This is a genomic window from Tritonibacter mobilis F1926, from assembly GCF_000376545.2.
GTDB classification, from domain to species: Bacteria; Pseudomonadota; Alphaproteobacteria; order Rhodobacterales; family Rhodobacteraceae; genus Epibacterium; species Epibacterium mobile.
Genome location: NZ_CP015231.1, coordinates 650555 through 667910 on the forward strand (window position 1 = coordinate 650555; position 17356 = coordinate 667910).

The window sequence follows — 17356 nt, forward strand, 5'->3', positions numbered from 1 at the left end:
CTCCTCCAGTCTCATTTCGTTTGGTAAAGGGTTTCCGGCAGCCATGTGACCAGTTCCGGAAAGACGGCGATGGCGATGGCCATCATCAGGATCAGCCCGATGAAGGGCAGCACGCCGATAATGATGTCGGATGTGCGCACCTCCGGCGGAGCCAGCGCCCGCAGATAGAACAGCGCATATCCAAATGGCGGCGACAGGAACGAGGTTTGCAGCACCACAGCGGTCAGCACCACGAACCACAATTCGCTGACGCCCATTTCCTGCACGATTGGCAAAAAGATCGGGAAGGACAGCAAGACAATCCCGGTCCAATCAAGGAACATGCCAAGCGCAAAGACGATGAACATCATCACCGCAATGAGCATCCATGGCTCCATGTCCAGACCGCGCATCAATTCCTGCGCAGCCCGCAACCCGCCGGTGATGTTAAACACCCCGGTAAAGGCCGTCGCACCGACAACAATGAACAAGATCATCGCCGAGGTGCGCGCCGTTTCATGAAGCGCAGAACGGAATGTTCCCCACTCAAACCGGCCACGGAAAATCACGATACCCAGCGCCAATGCCGCACCGATTGCAGAGGCTTCTGTTGCAGTGGCGATCCCCGCAAGCATCGTGCCAAGAATGCCGAAAATCAGCACCAGCGGCGGCAGGGCCTCCATCACCAACATCTTCAGAAGTGTGCCGCGCGAGACTTTGTCCTCAACCGGAACCGAAGGGGCCAGATCAGGACGAAACAGCGCAACAAGTGCCACATATCCTGCATAAAGCATGCCGAGAATAACGCCCGGCACCATGGAGCCCGCAAACAGTTCTCCGACGGAAAGAGAGGAGTTCGACGCCATCAAAATGAGCATGATAGAGGGGGGGATCAGAATGCCAAGACAGCCAGAAGCCGCAATCACGCCCGTCGTCAGCCGCTTGGAATAGCCATATTGCAGCATTGGCCTCAGCGCCATCACACCCATCACAGTGATCGATGCGCCAATGATACCTGTGGTCGCCGCAAGCAGGATCGAAATGAACACCACCGCAAGACCAAGCCCGCCCGTGACCCGCGACATCAACAGCCGCAGGGTTTCAAACATTCGGTCCGTCACGCCCGAGTCGGACAGGAAACGCGCCATCAACACAAAGAGCGGGATGGCGATCAGGATATAGTTGTCCAGCACCTCGCCGTAGATGCGGTTGATCACGATCCCCAGCACCATTGGTTTGCCCGCGATGATCGCGCCCAATACGGCTGTTCCCCCCAGAACCATTGCCAACGGATGGCCCATAAAGAGGCCTGCGAGCAGCAGGCCGGCCATGATCAAACCAATGACTTCACCCGACATGGCGCTGCTCCGACTGCTTAAAGATGAGTTTCAAAACTTCGGAGACGCCTTGGATTGCCAAGAGGCACGCCGCGACCGCCATAGCGATTTTCACCGGGTACACCGGAATCTGAACCGCGCCATAGGTGGTCTCACCCTGCGCATAAGAGCGCAGCGCGAATTCCCAGCTCTTGGTCACAAAAACCCAGCAGAACGGGAAGAAGAAGATCAAATATCCGAGCACTTCTACGATCTGGCGCGGACGTGAAGGCAAATTCTCTGTTACCAGATCAACTTTGACATGGGCTTGATGCCGCAGGGCATAGCCGCCGAGCAACACAAAGTAGAAGCCAAAGAACATCTTAGTGAGATCAAACGCCCAGAGCGTAGGCGCGTTGAAGCCATATCGCATGACCACGTCGTAGATGATCATCCCTGCAAAAATAACGGCGACATAAGAGACTGCCTTGCCGACAATCTCGTTCAGCCCGTCGATGAGACGGATCAGAACCATTGCAATTCCTCCCTTGGGAAAGTTCTTGCGGAGCGGCCCGCGAACCTTTGGCGCCAAAATATGCAATGTGTTGGCGTTTGACATGGATACAAATGCATACCAAAACTGCAAAAATGCAGAATCATTTTGACTGGAACGACTTAAAGGTGTTTATCGCGCTGCATCGGATGCGCCGGATGACCGATGCGGGCAAGCTGCTCGGCATCGACCAGACCACGATTTCTCGCCGAGTCAGGGCCTTGGAAAAGGCGATTGGCACCAGTTTGTTCCTGCGGCGCGCAGATGGGTTTGAGCTGACCGCAGCCGGAGAGAAAATCCTCCCCTTCGCGCTGGAGATCGAACAAGCCAGCGAACAACTGCACGAGGCGGTTTCAGGACAGAACAAACGGCTTTCGGGCAGCGTTCGGGTGGGGGCACCTGATGGTCTGGGCACCTATTTTCTGCCATCCATTCTCACCCAGTTTCAAAAGGATCACCCCGGCGTCGATATCGAGGTTGTCTCCAGTTCGCGCGCCTTTCGAGTCGCCTCCAAAGAAGTTCACCTCGCGCTGAGCCTGTCGTTACCGGAAAGCGGTCGCCTTCTTGCGCGCAAGCTCGGTGACTACCACCTGCATTTTTTCGGCTCCGCCGACTATGTTTCCGAACATGGCGTACCGCAGACGTTGGATGAACTGAAAGATCACCGATTGGTGGGCTACATCGCTGACATGTTGTTTTCGCCAGAAGTACGATATCTGGAAGAGTTAGGCTTAAGGCGAACGGTTCGTTTTGCGTCCAGTTCCATGGCCGCCCAGAAAGAAGCCATTCGTGCAGGCTCCGGAATTGGTATCCTGCCGCGATTCATGGCGTTGAATGACCCAAGCCTTGTTCCTGTCCTGACCAACGAATACCTGCTCAAACGCACAGTCTGGATCGTGGGTCATCAGGCCACCGAAGACCTTGCCCGCGTCCGCGCGGTGTCCGAGTTTTTGCAAAAAGCAGCGCGCGCTAGGCGTACAGAACTACTGGTTCCAGAGACCTGAGGGCCTGACCTACCAGACAGCGCTAAGCTGGTTGAAGAGCGCCGCAACCACCGGATCATTCTGTCGCTCTTGTAGCGTCAGGATGCCAAGGGAAGCCGGTACACTCAACTCTTCGCAAACCACCAAACCAAAGGATTGCCTTTGATGAAGGGCGATCGACTCCCGACACAGGCTGAGGCCAACGCCTGACCGCACCATCTCGAGCATCGAAGCCTCGTGATCGACCAGAGCCACGATGTTTTGCTGACATTCGTGCGCGGCAAAGATCCGGCGCAGCAGCCGGTTATGTACGGAAACCTCCGGCGTCCCAATCCAAGGCAGACCCGCCAGGTCTGTCCATCCGGCCCCCGTCACACGCCCTTCCCATCCGGGCGGGGCGATGATCCGGTAGGCAAAATCCGCAAGCTTTAGCGTGTAAAGCGCCTGCTCTGATGGCAACTCGTCAAACTGATCTGGCGCAGCGAGATAAAAACCTGCATCCACTTGCCGCCGCTGAATTTTTTCAAGGATCTCACCGCTGACGCCATGCACCAGCTCGGTCGTGATGTTGGGATGCGCTGCGCCCAATTGGCTCAGGAGACGTCCCAATCGAATAAACTCCGGATCAATGATTGTGCCGAGGCGCAGCGTACCGTTCACCTGACCGCATTGCAGACTGGCACAGCGGCGAAAATCCGTCATTGCATCCAGAACCTGTTCGGCTTTTGGCAGCAGCGACTTTGCATCTGCTGTGAGATCCAATCCACGAGACGTGCGCGTGAACAGCGTGATCCCGATGTCTTCGCTTAACCGCCGGATCTGATGGCTCACTGCGGGCTGGGTTAGGTTCAATATCTCCGCCGCACGCGACACCGATCCCTCGCGTGCCACTGTGACAAAGGCCAGAATGCTATTGGGGTTTGAAAATCGCTCCATATTACCAGTTTTAATATCACTGCGAAAAATTTGTCATTGGAAATGAGACAACCAGTTTTCTAACCTTCACAGCGTTGCAGCGCCCGAAAGAGCCCGTGCGTATCATAAACAACACCGTTTGTTTCTGCGCTGCCATCAAACACAGAAGGAGGTCGCGCAGTGTCGGACATGGGGACAGAGTTTGATTTCATCGTAATTGGAGGTGGATCAGCAGGGTGTCTCCTTGCAAATCGACTAAGCGCCGAGCCAAGCAATCGGGTGCTCTTGCTCGAAGCGGGCAAAGCCGACACCTATCCTTGGATCCACGTCCCGGTTGGGTATCTTTATTGCATCGGCAATCCACGTACCGATTGGCTCTATAGCACCGAGGCCGACAAAGGATTGAACGGTCGCGTATTGCGGTATCCGCGTGGTAAAACTCTGGGTGGCTGTTCCTCGATCAACGGCATGATCTACATGCGTGGACAGGCCCGTGATTACGACAATTGGGCGCAGCTCACCGGGGAGTCTGACTGGAACTGGGATAACTCTCTCCGGGATTTCAAAGCGCACGAAGATCACTACAAGCTGGATCAGGGTGCCAACCCGGTAACCGGAGACAACAGCCGGTTTTCCGATATGCATGGGCACGGCGGCGAGTGGCGCGTCGAAAAACAGCGTTTGCGCTGGGATGTTCTGGACAGCTTTGCCGAAGCTGCAACGCAGGCTGGGATCGAAAGAACCGAGGATTTCAACAGTGGTGATAACGCAGGTGTTGCGTATTTTGACGTCAATCAACGCTCGGGCTGGCGATGGAACACATCCAAAGCCTTTCTGAGGCCCGCCAAAACACGCCAGAACCTGACGATCTGGACCCAAGCTCAGGTCGAAAAGCTCACCTTTGAGACCGTGGACGGCGCGGTGCGGTGCACCGGCGCGCGGGTCAATCACAAGGGTCAATCGCGCATAGTGACCGCCCGGCGTGAGACGATCTTGTCGGCGGGGGCTGTGAACTCGCCTCAGATCCTGCAACTGTCGGGCATCGGGCCTGCGACCTTGTTAAAACAGCATGGCATTGACGTCCTGCGTGACGCGCCAGTCGGTGAGAGTCTTCAGGACCACCTGCAAATTCGCGCCGTCTTTAAGGTCAATGGAACGCGCACTTTGAACACGCTGGCCAGTAATCTGTTCGGCAAAGCGCTGATTGGCGCGGAGTATCTGTTCAAGCGATCCGGTCCGATGAGCATGGCACCAAGCCAATTGGGGGCGTTTACCCGGTCCGATCCAAACCGCAGCCACGCCAATCTAGAATATCACGTGCAACCGCTGAGCCTGGATGCCTTTGGTGAGCCACTGCACAGTTTCCCTGCGATGACCGTGAGCGTTTGCAACCTGAACCCCACCAGCCGGGGAACAATCCAAATCCGCTCGGCCAGATACCGCGACGCCCCCATGATCTCGCCCAACTATCTGGCCACCGGCGAGGACCGCAAAGTCGCGGCTGACAGCCTGCGTCAGGTGCGTGACATCATGGGGCAAGCCGCGATGAAACCTTACGAGCCCGAAGAATTTAAACCCGGTGTGCAATATCAAAGTGACGATGACCTCGCCAAACTTGCAGGCGATATCGCCTCCACGATTTTCCACCCTGTTGGCACGGTAAAAATGGGGCACGATGACGACCCGACTGCCGTGTTGGATTCACATCTTCGTCTAAAAGGTGTGGCGAACCTGCGGGTTGTGGATGCCAGTGTTATGCCGAATATCACCAGCGGCAACACCAATGCGCCAACCCTCATGATCGCCGAAAAAGCGGCACGTTGGATACTGGCCGGAACCTAGCGCGGCGCGATCACTGCACGTTCGACAATCCTGCGTCTTCCAGCCTCTCGCGATCCGGGAGATCCTGCAGTGTTTCCAGATCAAACGCGACGAGGAACTGATCGGTCGTAACGAAGGTATGAGGCGCACCGCGCCGCGGAGCACGCGGCCCCGTACCGATCAGCCCGCGATCATGTAGGCGCCCGATTAAATCACGGCTGATTTCTTTGCCAAAAATATCCTTCAACCCATCCCGTGTCACCGGCTGGTGATAAGCGACCGCTGCCAGCACAGCCACGTCGAACTCATTGAGATCAAGCAGTTGATGGCTCACATTTGCGGCTTCCCGTATGGCGGGCGCATAGATCGCGCGGGTGCGCAAAATCCAACCGTCGGGGATGCGGGCGATCTCGAACGAGCGCCCCTCAAGATCCGCAGAGAGGTCGTCAATGAGCAGTTCCACTGACACCCCCTGCCCCACCACCCGCGAAAGATCCTCTCTTGAGACCGGAGTTGCACTGGCAAACAACACTGCCTCAATCCGGCGCAGCCATTCCCGCCAGCGTTCCTCCTGCGGCGCATCAGACAGCTCTCGATCCAGCGGGCGGTCTGTGTGGGGCTTACGCATGATCAGATCCCATAGAGGCGAAAACTATCGCGCCCGGTCAGCTCACGCACAACGCCAAGATTGACCAATCGGTCGCACAATCGTCGCGCAGCACGATCTGGCATCGGCAGCGCTGACGGCGCAACTGCTTCCTGTGTCAGAAAGATCTGCACCGCTTCTTTCGCCCCTTTTGCCCGAAGCTTTGGTACAATCGCAGATACGCGGATTGTGTTGCGCGTGCCGTCAGAAACATGGCGTAATATTTCAATTATTGCACGTCGAAGTGCGTGATGGCAGGCCAACACGAGGCGCTCGCCGCGTGCACGAAGATCGCTGTGTTTGAGGCCAAGCGTAAACACGGGGGTGATACGCTCCCAGCCCAGGGTTTTTGCAAGCACCGCCTCAGCAAGTATCAATGCAGAGGCTTCATTTGCCGGGGCGATATCCAAACACTGCTCCAACACATTCGCAGCACGTTCAATGGGCGAAACATCCGACTGGGTGAACCAGACTGCGATTTGCTCGTCAGAAAAGATGCTATGTTGCGCACCGAATGAACTCGGGTGAATGGGGCGCTGCACGGATCGTCGCCATAGCTGGTAAATCTCTCCTGCTGGTCCGGGCAAGTCACCCGGACTCAGAAAATGGAGCGCGTCCCGCAAGTCGCTCATCGTTTCGCTGCGCCCCGAGAAGCCAACCGTAACCTCCGCTGCGCGCAGGGCCAGCCGGTCCCGTATCAAGGTTTTGGGGACAGTATTATCTGCCAACACCAGATGCAGATGTGACAAGGCCGCACCGGACAAAAACGCCACATATTCAGTGGCTTCGGCGCGTGTCGAAGTGACCCAAGACGGCAACAAAGGTAAACTCTTAAAGTGTGGATCAGATTCTCTGCCGAGGGTGTTCATCGCTAGAGCATAGCCCGCAACGGCGCTTTCACGCAATAATTGATAAGAAAACCGCCGCGCATTGTCATATTCAATTACGTCCAATAATATTTGATTATCGGACATAAAATGGCAAACTCATCACGTAAAAGCCGCATTAGCGATCGAGGTCAGTGAAATGCCCCCCAAAAGCCACTCTCAGCTCAACAACGAAGAGCCCTCGACCTCTGAATTTTCACAAGATCTCTCTGAGAATACGCGCAAAGCCTATGCAACCGATTGGGCTCTTTATATGCAGTGGTGCCGGATGCAGGGCATCCCCCCCCTCTCCGCAACTCCTGATCACATCGCGCGCTACCTAACGGAGATTTCGGCATCGTCTGGTTTGTCCAGTGCCAGCGTTCGACGTCGCCTTGCGGGTCTCGTTTGGAACTACCACCAGCGAGGTTTTCGCCTAGATCGTAACTCGCCTTTGATCGCGGACGCCCTGTCCGAAATCACCACCAACGAACAGTGCGCTACGGTGATAAAGGATGCCATCACTCCCCAAGAGATACGCGCGATGGTCGCCACTCTTCCTTTTGATCTGCGTGGGCTGCGAGACCGTGCCATATTGCTGACGGGCTATATTGGTGGCTTAGGCCGCAGCGATCTCATCGGGCTCGACTTGCATCAGTACGACACGGAGGGCGGAACCGGCTGGATCGAACTACACTCGGAGGGCATTCTCCTGACGATCAGATCAAAGACCGGCTGGCGTAAAGTCCAGATCGCCTGCGGAAATACAGATTTAACATGCCCGGTCTATACACTCACCAAATGGCTACATTTTGCCAAGATCCGCTCCGGGCCTGCGTTTGTGCGGACGTCGAGAGATGACAAGCGTGCATTGAGCACGCGCTTGAACGATCGACATATCCCCCGTCTTGTAAAAAGTACGATCCTCAAAGCCGGCATTCGCGCAGAACTGCCGGAGAAAGAACGCCTCGCACTCTTCTCCGGCCATTCATTGAAAAAAGGTCTATCCGTCTCTGTTGACCAATCTTCTGGCAACCAGATCGAGGTGAACCTGACCAAAGCTGCAGGATTTTAGGAATTCGACACTTTCGACATCAGATGTTCTTCAATCACCTCCAGAAGTCTTTCGACATCCTGTTCAGCCAAATTTGCACCCTTCAGATCGATCCGCACGCCCTTGGGCGAGACCTCTGCCGACAGATCTCCTCCGGATGCCAGAGGTCTTGCCTTAATGCGGGTGACCTGGCGCGGTCGCCCTCCACGTGAGGTATCTTTGGGCGTCGCCTCAAATTCAGCAAGCGCCGTTTCAACCACGCGCCATTCGTCCCGCTCGCTATCTGGCTGCGCTGAACCAAGCGCTTTGCGCAAAGTTGCCTGACCACCGGATCGAAGTGCCGCGGCGATTTTCAAACCCGCTTTCTCGGACATCGCATTGGGGTAGCGGAGGAGGTCACCAAGTCCTTCATGAACCGCCGCGAAACTGCGAACTTTTGATCGTTTCGCTTTGGACGCCGCTGCAAAAAGCGTATCAACCGCATCTTCGACAGAAGCAAAAACGCCCTGCCCCGCGACCAGAACTGCAATCCGACCACGCTCATACGGTGTGAGATTGGCGCGCAGCTCGTTCTCTTCGATCATCGAGACATAGGCCGCAGCGCTATCTGTGCCCTGCCGCAAGAATGCTGGAATTTCAGCAAAACCATCGCGATTGAGGTTCAGCCTTGCAAAAGCCTCAAGTCGGCGAAAACCAGAAACAAGCCCGTAACCGCCTTCATCCAGAGCGACCACTTCAACCGGGCTGCGCAGGCCGTTAGTCTTGATGGAGGTGATGAGCTCTTGCAACTCCCCCTCATCGACCTGCATTCGATCGCGGCGCAGATAGTCGCGGTCGATCTCGGATAGCGGGATATAGCGCACGGCCTGCCCCGCTTCTTCGGCATCGCGCCATCTGCCTGCATCTGCTTTGTCGCGAGCAAGTTCCACGCGGTCCGTGACCGCCGCCATACCACGAAGTTTTGCAGTTTCAGCTGAGACTTTCGCGATCGGAGGCGCGCTTTTTTGGCCGGTTTCGAACGGGTTCACACTCGGTTTCGCCGCGAAACCCTCATCCAAGGCTTCGATTTCAGCAACGTCCGGTGCAGTTAGTCGTCTACGTTTCGCCATTTTACTCTGCCCCTTCCATCTGGGTGTCTCGCCACCAGCTACCGATGAGCAGCTCCTTGAACTCGGCATACGTTCGGTCAAATGTTTCGCGACCACGCACATAGGTGTCGCGGTTAAAGTCACGGTAGTCCGCCTCATAGATGCCGTTCACCTGCTCACCTGCCTGCCCCACAAGAGCCGTGACATCCTGGCGATATGCGTTCATGAAATCCCCGAAATAGGCTTGGATCACGTTGGCCATATCGGTCTGCTGGCTAGCGTCGAACCGTGTGATCAGCGCGCGTACCACGTCCCATTCAAATTTTATCTCCGGCAACCCTGCCGCCCTTTGTGCGACATTCTCGCCTTCTTCAATGGAGGCAAAGGTAGAATAGAGCATGTCAAAGAAACGCCCGGTGGAGTCAAACTCAAGAAACGATGCGCCAAGCGGGACCAACAGAATATCGGCGGCAGCGAGTGCATTAATCGTGAGGTACCCAAGTGCGGGAGGCGTATCGAGGAAGACGATGTCATAGTCGTCCAGAATGCCTTCGTCCTGTAGGAAATTGTTCAGCGCATCCCACAAGGGCCAACTTCTGAGACCCATTCGCCAAACCGGGATCTGAAACTCAGCCCAGTAGAGGTTCAACTGGGCGCCAATCAGGTCGATATTAGGCCAATGGGTTTTCTGGATGACGTTTCGCGGCGAAACCGTAAGTGCTTCATTCAAGGTCTCATCAAGCGGCAATTCAGGCTCCCCCGCAGCCGCACGAACCGCGTTCTCCTCGACCATTGCTTTGGCGTAGTCTTTTGCGATTAGAGGGAAAACGGTAGACCACTCGTCCTCAATCTGACCACCGAGGATCGAGGTCATCGAGCCTTGGCTGTCTAGATCGATAACCAATACTTTGTAGCCATCAAGGGCCGCAGACATTGCAAGATGAGCCGCTGTAGACGTCTTTCCAACCCCGCCTTTGAAATTGGCAACAGCCGTGACCTTTGCTGGCAGGCCTTTGGGGCGGTAGGGCAGGTATTCCTTGGTTGAGATACCTTCGCTTGCGAAATGCTGGCGAAGCGCAAGCACCTCCTCGAGTGTGAACCACTTGGAACCGCCATCGCCTTCGCCTTGCGGAAGATCCGGGTTTGCTTTGAGGACCCGGCGAAGATGCTGAGGCGCGACGGGGATCAGATAGCGGGTAATTTCCCATATGGAGAATTTACGCAGCCGCTTCTCTCCATCAGGAGCGTAGCCACGCCGTGCCAGATCTTCACGCCCCTTGCCACACAACGCGGCAGCTTTTGCAAAGCGTGTTGTTTGGATTGGATTGGGCAGCTTTCCTGCGGCCTTCTCTGGGTCCAGATTGAAATATGGAGGCAGTGGAGGGGTGCTCATGAGTTTGCTCGATCTCGATGAATGTATGTGGATTGTTGTTATATCTGGGAGAATAGAGAACATCTTTGGAGATGCATAGCCCGTCAGGGCTCTTTGGGTTCATTTTTCTGGGTACCTTTACCGGTTTCGTGACGAAACCGCTGTAATTAGCTCGAAAATCCAGAAAATCAGGAACGACAAAGCGTTTAGATGTTTAAGGAATTTAGAATCTTTACGCCCATATTGTGTAATTAAAACAATAGATTAAATGCTATTGGGGACCCGAATGCGGGACTAAAGGTATCCAACTACAGGTTCAAAGGTACCCAGCTACGGGAGGAAAGGGTCCAGAACGCAGGTTTAAAGGTTCCGATTCTCAGGATAGCAGATCTCTCTGCAGGAACGATGTGTAGACCGTTTGTACCGCTTTGTGAGGCTCTATCAGGGCGAAATTAGACCCTAAGGCGCGGATTAGAGCCTGCTATGAGCGGCGCACTCTGTGAGTCTGACGGCTATTGGGGGAGAGCGGGTGATTCGATTCTCAGCGCACTTGAGCGAATCTGGTCCCGTTGATGGGTACCTTTCAGATGTGGTCGACGCCGACAAGACCGATTCTGCATGTCACCTCTAAGGAACCCATGAGAGATTGCCGTGCGGGTTCCTTTTGTGGCAGTCTACTACAAAAAAAGAGGCAGATGATTCCATGGTAGAGCATGGCTTTGATGAGGACCGGCTGACTGGTGCTCTGACGCGGGAAACAGTGAAGAAGAATGTTGCCGCGATTCATATCAGCGGCAAACTCACTCTGTTGCAACGCAAGCTTTCAAACGTGTTGCTGCTGAATGCCTATGACACGCTGACCTCAGCCCGCAGTCACACGATTGATGCGCGCACTCTTGCGATGATGGTGGGATACAACTCCAATGATGTGGATAGCCTTCGCGCCAGTCTCCGCGCGCTCGCGGAAACGGTTGCAGAGTGGGACATGTTAGATGAGCAGGGTCATCAGGAGTGGGGCGTGTCTGCACTGCTGAGTTTCGCCAAGTTAAAAAACGGAGTGTGCGAATACGCCTATTCTCCTGCTTTGGCGCAGAAACTTCATGATCCTAAGATCTACGCGCTGATCAATGTAAAGATCCAACGCAACTTTACGTCTGGCCACGGGCTAGCGCTCTATGAAAACTGCTATCGTTTTGTGCGGACGGGTTCCACTGGATGGTGGAGCCTCGATATTTTCCGCAAGCTGATGGGCGTTGACGGTTCCGCCTATTATGAGAGTTTCAAACATCTGAACGCAAAGATCATCAAACCGGCAGTGGCCGAGGTGAACAAAAGCTCTGACATTATAATCGAGCCGCAAACGCGCAAAAAGGGTCGCGCGGTGAGCGATATCCGCTTTCTCATTAAAGAGAACCCGCAGATGGCGATGTTCCAGATCGATGACAGTGACGGGTTGCGCAATCTTTCGGTTTATAAAGCGCTGCGCGGGCAGGGCGTGTCTGATCGTCTGGCACGGCAGTGGATTACGGAACACGGACAAGACTATGTTCAAGAAAAGCTGGACTATGTCGCAGGGCAGGGGGAGGTGAAATCCAGTGTCGGTTACCTCCGTGCGGCCATCATGGGGGATTATAGCGCTGCAGAAGGAAGCAAAGCTTCGCCACGCAAGCCGGTCGACCCGGAGACACAGGCCAAACTTGATGCGCAGCGCAGCATACAAGAGGCTGAAAAAGCGGCCGAGGACGCAGCATTTAAAGCTCGTGCGGCTGAGCGGCGCGAACGCGCGAGATATCTCGATATCGTTGAAACGCTGGTTTCGCGGCGAAACCCCACGCAACGCGATGCGGACAAGCGATTGTTCCTATCACGTCTCGAAAGCGATTTGGATCGCGAGCATTTTCGCCAGCACAGTTGGCGTTCTGCCTTGAATGCAGCCGCAATCATTTCGTTCTGGCAGGAACTGGAGCCCGATGCCTTTGTCGAAGAGGTTGGGTAGGGACGAAAAAAGCAGGTGACCCGAGTTGGTGCCACCTGCGCAGTAGGGGAGAGTGAAGGCGCAGCCTTAGCCGGTGAACATGTCTTTGTAGGCGTCACGCAAAATGTTCTTTTGAACTTTGCCCATCGTGTTGCGTGGCAGCTCATCAATCAAAATCAACTTGCGCGGATGTTTGAAACGCGCAAGCTGATTTTGTACGGCCAGCATTATGGCTTCGATGTCAGGCGTTTCATCGGGGGCGGGGACAATCACGCCAAGGACGGTTTCGCCAAAGTCTGGGTGTGCCACACCGATAACGGCGCTTTCCAAAACCCCGGGTTGATCATCCAGCAGCAGTTCGATTTCCTTGGGGTAGATGTTGTAGCCACCCGAGATAATCAGGTCTTTGTTACGGCCTACAATGTGGACGTAGCCATCCTCGTCGATCTTGCCCAGGTCGCCGGTGATGAAAAAGCCGTCCTGACGCAACTCTGCCGCTGTCTTTTCCGGCATCTGCCAGTAGCCTTTAAAGACGTTTGCACCGCGTACCTCAATTTGGCCGACATCGCCGTGGGGCAGGGTGTTGCCACTAGCAGGATCGGTGATTTTCAGTTCCACACCGGGCAGTGGAAAGCCGACGGTGCCTGCGCGGCGTTCGCCGTCATAAGGATTAGAGGTGTTCATATTGGTTTCGGTCATGCCGTAGCGTTCAAGGATGCGGTGCCCGGTGCGGCTTTCAAATTGCACATGTGTTTCTGCCAGCAGCGGCGCGGAGCCGGAAATAAACAGACGCATATGCCGGGTGAGGTCACCAGTAAAACGATCATCTCCTAGCAGGCGGGTGTAGAAAGTCGGCACACCCATCATGGTGGTTGCGTTTGGCAAGGTTTCAATAACCGCGTCCAGATCGAACTTTGGCAGGAAGATCATCGCGCCGCCTGCCAGTAGCGTCACATTACTGGCGACAAATAGCCCGTGGGTGTGAAAAATCGGCAGCGCATGTAGCAGCACGTCGCGCGCAGTAAATCGCCATTCCTGAACCAGAGTTTCAGAGTTCGACAACAGATTGTTCTGTGTGAGCATCGCCCCCTTCGAACGTCCGGTTGTGCCGGAGGTATAGAGAAACGCCGCCAGATCATCGCCGGAGCGAACAACCGTTTCAAAATGCGCAGGCTGTGCATCCGCTTGCTCTGTCAGCGTCCCGGTGCCGTCCGCGTTCAATGTTTCCAGGCTTGCGTTGAGTTGCGTGGCGATAGGCGCGAGCATGGTTTTGCTCTTGCTGTCGCACACGACAAGGGACGCCCCGCTGTTTTCGATGAAATACGACAACTCATCGGCGGTATAGGCGGTGTTGAGAGGCAAAAAGATAAGGCCTGCCTGAACACATGCGCCATAAAGTGCGAGCGCTTCAGGGGACTTTTCGACTTGTGCTGCCACACGATCACCGGGTGTCAGGCCTCTTTGGGTCAGCACATGCGCGATTTGCGCGATCCGCCCGAGAAAATCCTGATGCGTCAGAACCCGGCCGTCAGGCAGATGCAGGAAGGGTGTCGTCTTGCCGGAGTGAGCGCCAAAAAGACGATCATACAACGGGTTAGCCATGGGCGGAGCCTTTCTTATGCTGGAACGCTGCGGGCGGTCGCCGCGAGGGATTTGACCTCGGCGGAAGCGACGACCTCTTGCGTGGTCGCGAAACGTTCATGGTTTTGAGCAATTTTTCCAAGATCGTAAAGGTAATTGACCATGGTGCCTGCCGACTGCGCGCGGCCCTTGTCGGAGGTGTCCGCATCAGCATGTACCCGGTGCACGATGGCACCATTGCCGAGATGGAATCTTGCAACAGGATCAAGAGGTTGCCCGCCACCCCTTTTGGCATTGAGCAGGTAATCAGCAGCATATCTGCGCAATCTCTCGGCATCGGCCTCTTTCCACGCGATCCCTTCGGATTGGAGCCAACCGGTCAGACCGGGAATAGGTGAGAGGGTCACAAACGTGGCAAGTGACGGGACTTCGGTCGCCAGATCAGAGGCTACCTGCTTGATCAGCGAATTCCCAAACGAAATGCTTGCGAGGCCAGCCTGACAGTTTGAGATTGAATAGAATGTCGCGGTGTCAGCGTCGCTGGTAGGAATGGCAGAACGCCCCTCGCTGAGCAACATCTGCACAGACCCCGGCACGCCATTGGTTAGAGCGACCTCGACAAAAATCAGCGGTTCGTCCGGCATTGAAGGGTGAAAGAACGCAAAACATCGCCGGTCAGAAGGCTCCAGTCTGCGGCGCAAGTCATCCCAGCTGTCGATGGCGTGAACGGCCTCATAGGCGATAATTTTTTCAAGGATATGCGCAGGGCTTTCCCAATTGATCGGGCGTAGCACCAGAAATCCACGATTGAACCAGCTGAGGAACAAGTGGCGAAAATCCATATCGAGCGCTTCGAGTTCGGGTTCTCCACGTCCCAGCCGCAACAGGTCTGCACGCATCCGAACTAACATTCCGGTTGCATTGGGCAGGCGATTAAGGCGGCGGATCAACTCTTGTCGTTTGGGTTCTGCCGCCGCCATGAAGGCGCGATAAGAGGTTTTGGAGGGGTCTTTTTCATAAGTAGACAGCGTTGCCCGGACGTCTTCCGGTGCGATGTTCATCGCGGTTGCAAGATGGCGGAAAAACGCAACCTTTCCATCATCGTCTTCGGTTTCAAACCGCGTCAGAATTTCCTCGGCCAGCGCCAGGCCAGAGGTTTCACCAGCAGATCCAACCAATGCATCCGCCAATTCCTGCAGCGGGCGCCCATCGGATGGGGCAGATTGCCCCGTCCGTTGTCGGCGTTCAAAAACCGTCGAGAGCAGTTCCGCAAGGATGCTCATATCGCACCTCCCATCACCAGATTGGGTAGCCATGTGGCCAGTCCCGGAAACAGACACAGCAGAACGATGGCCAAAATCATGCAAGCCACGAAGGGCAGGGACCCCAGCAGGATTGTTCTGAGCGAAATATCCGGCGCTATGCCGTTGATTACATAGAGGTTCAGACCGACCGGTGGAGAGATCAGGCCGATTTCCATATTGATCGTCAGTACCACCGCGAACCAAATCGGATCAAACCCGGCGGTGGTGATGATTGGCAGCAGGATCGGTGCCGCCATCAGGATCACGGCGACGGGCGGCAGGAAAAACCCAGCGATCAGCAGGAACACGTTGACCGCCCCCATCAGAACCCAACGATTGACCTCCAGCGTGCCAATCCATTCGGCGATCGACTGCGTGATAAAGAGCGATGACAGCATGTAGGAAAACACACCCGCCGCCGCGATGATGAAAAGGATCATCACGCTTTCTTTGGTGCTGTCGCGCAAAACCACCCAGAGATCACGGGGATTCCACAGTTTGTAGATCACAATTGCGATCACCAGACACAGGAGCGCGCCAACAGCGGCCGTTTCTGAGGGGGTCGCGATTCCGCCATACATCGCATAGAGCACACCGATAATGATCGCGAGGAACGGCAGCACGCGGGGCAGGATTTCAAACCGCTCAGCCCAAGTATAGCTGCCTGAACCCAGACGCGCTGCATCACCAGAGCGCCATGTGGAATAAAGCGACCACCCCATAAAGAGACCGACAAGCAGCAGGCCGGGAATAACACCAGCGAGGAACAGACGCCCAATCGAAGTCTCAGTGGCGATCCCGTAGACGATCATTGTCACGGATGGCGGAATGAGAATGCCAAGGGTGCCCCCCGCAGCGATAGAGCCTGCAGCGACACCATCGGGGTAGCCGCGTTTGCGCATCTCGGGGATGCCCATTTTACCAATCGCCGCACAGGTGGCTGGCGAAGATCCCGACATCGCCGCAAACAGCGCGCAAGCGCCGAGGTTTGAAACCACCAAGCCGCCGGGAATACGGGTGAGCCAGCGCTCAAGCGCCTCATATAGGTCGGCGCCTGCGCGGGTTGAGGCAATCGACGCGCCCATGATGATGAACATCGGGATCGACAGGAGCGCAAAATTGTCGAGCTTGCCAAACAGGATCTCTGGCATCAGCTCCAGCGAGCGCGGACCATCAAAAACGATCAAGAACCCGGCGGAGACGATCAGCAGACCAATCGCCACCGAAACGCCGGAAAACAGCACAAGAATGGTAAGAACGGCGACAATACCGCCCAGCAGTAGGGGATCCATCAAGCGTCCTCCAATCCAAAGGGGCGGTCCGCGCCAATCATCAGCGCGATGAAATCCGCAACCAGTTGCAGCAGCAGCAGGCCAAATCCAACGGGGATAGAGAGGTAAGGAATCCAGAGTCTTACGCCCCAAACGGTGTCAGACCGCCAGCCTCGCTCCATCGCGAAATGCCAGTATTCAAAGCCATACCAGAGCATGATCGCGATGATGGTGATCGACAGAAGCGAGGTGATAACCGCGAGAATAAAACGCGCGCGGCGGGGCAGGGACAGTGGCACAAGATCAACGTTCACATGGCCCCTAAGGCGTTGAACGTAAGGCAGCCCCACAAGGGTGGCCGCAATCATCAAATAGATCACGGCCTCGGTTTGCCAGATGGTAGAGCCATTGAGCACAAAGCGGATGACAATCATCTGGCACGTGATCGCAACGGATGCGACGATCATCGCCGCCGAACACCAGCCCGCCAGTGTCGACAGGGCCGCTACAAAGCGGAGAAAGGGATTATTGCCCGTTCGGGCTGCAGCTGCCGAAGTATGGCCCGCCATTATCGCCTCCAGTATCAAGTGAGAGGGTCACAAAATAGGAGCGGCGCGCGGCCGCTCCGGGAT

15 protein-coding genes are annotated in these 17356 nt (G+C 55.6%); 4 read left to right on the plus strand and 11 right to left on the minus strand.

Features of this window, described 5'->3' with window-relative positions; translation table 11 throughout:
* Positions 1-11: 11 nt before the first annotated feature.
* Positions 12-1337, minus strand: coding sequence for a TRAP transporter large permease (locus tag K529_RS18555; RefSeq protein ID WP_005610287.1), 1326 nt, complete (start codon positions 1335-1337; stop codon positions 12-14).
* Complete coding sequence (locus tag K529_RS18560; protein WP_005610289.1) at positions 1327-1830, minus strand: TRAP transporter small permease subunit; 504 nt, start codon at positions 1828-1830, stop codon at positions 1327-1329. The genes K529_RS18555 and K529_RS18560 overlap by 11 nt, the downstream gene beginning before the upstream one ends.
* 113 nt (positions 1831-1943) lie before the next feature.
* Here K529_RS18560 and K529_RS18565 point away from each other — a divergent pair, with 113 nt between their 5' ends.
* Positions 1944-2852 (plus strand): LysR family transcriptional regulator, encoded by a 909-nt coding sequence (locus tag K529_RS18565; RefSeq protein WP_227512288.1) that lies wholly within the window; start codon positions 1944-1946, stop codon positions 2850-2852.
* A 9-nt stretch (positions 2853-2861) separates the two neighbouring features.
* On the opposite strand, the gene K529_RS18570 is transcribed toward K529_RS18565, so the two are convergent.
* Entirely contained in the window at positions 2862-3767 is a 906-nt protein-coding gene (locus tag K529_RS18570) for a LysR family transcriptional regulator (protein WP_005610292.1), read from the minus strand.
* A 168-nt stretch (positions 3768-3935) separates the two neighbouring features.
* On the opposite strand from K529_RS18570, the gene K529_RS18575 reads away from it, so the two are divergent.
* Positions 3936-5588 (plus strand): GMC family oxidoreductase, encoded by a 1653-nt coding sequence (locus K529_RS18575; protein ID WP_005610293.1) that lies wholly within the window; start codon positions 3936-3938, stop codon positions 5586-5588.
* A gap of 10 nt (positions 5589-5598) precedes the next feature.
* Here the strand turns inward: K529_RS18575 and scpB are convergent, their stop codons facing one another.
* The gene (gene scpB / locus K529_RS18580) at positions 5599-6195 is read right to left on the minus strand and encodes an SMC-Scp complex subunit ScpB (RefSeq protein WP_005610295.1); all 597 of its coding nucleotides are present in this window, start codon (positions 6193-6195) and stop codon (positions 5599-5601) included.
* 2 nt (positions 6196-6197) lie between these two features.
* The gene (locus tag K529_RS18585) at positions 6198-7187 is read right to left on the minus strand and encodes a DUF1403 family protein (protein ID WP_005610299.1); all 990 of its coding nucleotides are present in this window, start codon (positions 7185-7187) and stop codon (positions 6198-6200) included.
* 52 nt (positions 7188-7239) lie between these two features.
* Here K529_RS18585 and K529_RS18590 point away from each other — a divergent pair, with 52 nt between their 5' ends.
* A complete protein-coding gene (locus K529_RS18590; protein WP_005610302.1) occupies positions 7240-8154 on the plus strand; it encodes a site-specific integrase in 915 nt (304 codons plus the stop codon).
* On the opposite strand, the gene K529_RS18595 is transcribed toward K529_RS18590, so the two are convergent.
* Positions 8151-9242 (minus strand): ParB/RepB/Spo0J family partition protein, encoded by a 1092-nt coding sequence (locus K529_RS18595; protein WP_005610304.1) that lies wholly within the window; start codon positions 9240-9242, stop codon positions 8151-8153. The genes K529_RS18590 and K529_RS18595 overlap by 4 nt on opposite strands.
* Before the next feature lies 1 nt (position 9243).
* A complete protein-coding gene (locus K529_RS18600) occupies positions 9244-10614 on the minus strand; it encodes an AAA family ATPase (RefSeq protein ID WP_005610307.1) in 1371 nt (456 codons plus the stop codon).
* A gap of 682 nt (positions 10615-11296) precedes the next feature.
* On the opposite strand from K529_RS18600, the gene K529_RS18605 reads away from it, so the two are divergent.
* Positions 11297-12589, plus strand: a complete 1293-nt coding sequence (locus tag K529_RS18605) for a replication initiation protein (RefSeq protein WP_005610312.1) — start codon at positions 11297-11299, stop codon at positions 12587-12589.
* A 66-nt stretch (positions 12590-12655) separates the two neighbouring features.
* On the opposite strand, the gene K529_RS18610 is transcribed toward K529_RS18605, so the two are convergent.
* Genes K529_RS18610 through K529_RS18625 form a run of 4 tightly spaced genes read right to left on the minus strand, consistent with a single transcriptional unit; the run spans position 12656 to position 17293 of the window.
* Positions 12656-14170 (minus strand): malonate--CoA ligase, encoded by a 1515-nt coding sequence (locus K529_RS18610; protein ID WP_005610313.1) that lies wholly within the window; start codon positions 14168-14170, stop codon positions 12656-12658.
* Between the two features lie 14 nt (positions 14171-14184).
* Entirely contained in the window at positions 14185-15432 is a 1248-nt protein-coding gene (locus K529_RS18615) for a malonyl-CoA decarboxylase (protein WP_005610316.1), read from the minus strand.
* A complete protein-coding gene (locus K529_RS18620; protein WP_005610319.1) occupies positions 15429-16745 on the minus strand; it encodes a TRAP transporter large permease in 1317 nt (438 codons plus the stop codon). The genes K529_RS18615 and K529_RS18620 overlap by 4 nt, the downstream gene beginning before the upstream one ends.
* Positions 16745-17293, minus strand: a complete 549-nt coding sequence (locus tag K529_RS18625) for a TRAP transporter small permease (protein ID WP_005610322.1) — start codon at positions 17291-17293, stop codon at positions 16745-16747. Before K529_RS18625 ends, K529_RS18620 begins: the two co-directional genes overlap by 1 nt.
* Positions 17294-17356 lie beyond the last annotated feature (63 nt).

Bases quoted from the DNA above. Each gene is read 5' to 3' on its own strand.
- K529_RS18555 (WP_005610287.1), bottom strand. From the start codon at position 1,337: ATGTCGGGTGAAGTCATTGGTTTGATCATGGCCGGCCTGCTGCTCGCA.
- K529_RS18560 (WP_005610289.1), bottom strand. From the start codon at position 1,830: ATGGTTCTGATCCGTCTCATCGACGGGCTGAACGAGATTGTCGGCAAG.
- K529_RS18565 (WP_227512288.1), top strand. From the start codon at position 1,944: ATGCAGAATCATTTTGACTGGAACGACTTAAAGGTGTTTATCGCGCTG.
- K529_RS18570 (WP_005610292.1), bottom strand. From the start codon at position 3,767: ATGGAGCGATTTTCAAACCCCAATAGCATTCTGGCCTTTGTCACAGTG.
- K529_RS18575 (WP_005610293.1), top strand. From the start codon at position 3,936: ATGGGGACAGAGTTTGATTTCATCGTAATTGGAGGTGGATCAGCAGGG.
- scpB (WP_005610295.1), bottom strand. From the start codon at position 6,195: ATGCGTAAGCCCCACACAGACCGCCCGCTGGATCGAGAGCTGTCTGAT.
- K529_RS18585 (WP_005610299.1), bottom strand. From the start codon at position 7,187: ATGTCCGATAATCAAATATTATTGGACGTAATTGAATATGACAATGCG.
- K529_RS18590 (WP_005610302.1), top strand. From the start codon at position 7,240: ATGCCCCCCAAAAGCCACTCTCAGCTCAACAACGAAGAGCCCTCGACC.
- K529_RS18595 (WP_005610304.1), bottom strand. From the start codon at position 9,242: ATGGCGAAACGTAGACGACTAACTGCACCGGACGTTGCTGAAATCGAA.
- K529_RS18600 (WP_005610307.1), bottom strand. From the start codon at position 10,614: ATGAGCACCCCTCCACTGCCTCCATATTTCAATCTGGACCCAGAGAAG.
- K529_RS18605 (WP_005610312.1), top strand. From the start codon at position 11,297: ATGGTAGAGCATGGCTTTGATGAGGACCGGCTGACTGGTGCTCTGACG.
- K529_RS18610 (WP_005610313.1), bottom strand. From the start codon at position 14,170: ATGGCTAACCCGTTGTATGATCGTCTTTTTGGCGCTCACTCCGGCAAG.
- K529_RS18615 (WP_005610316.1), bottom strand. From the start codon at position 15,432: ATGAGCATCCTTGCGGAACTGCTCTCGACGGTTTTTGAACGCCGACAA.
- K529_RS18620 (WP_005610319.1), bottom strand. From the start codon at position 16,745: ATGGATCCCCTACTGCTGGGCGGTATTGTCGCCGTTCTTACCATTCTT.
- K529_RS18625 (WP_005610322.1), bottom strand. From the start codon at position 17,293: ATGGCGGGCCATACTTCGGCAGCTGCAGCCCGAACGGGCAATAATCCC.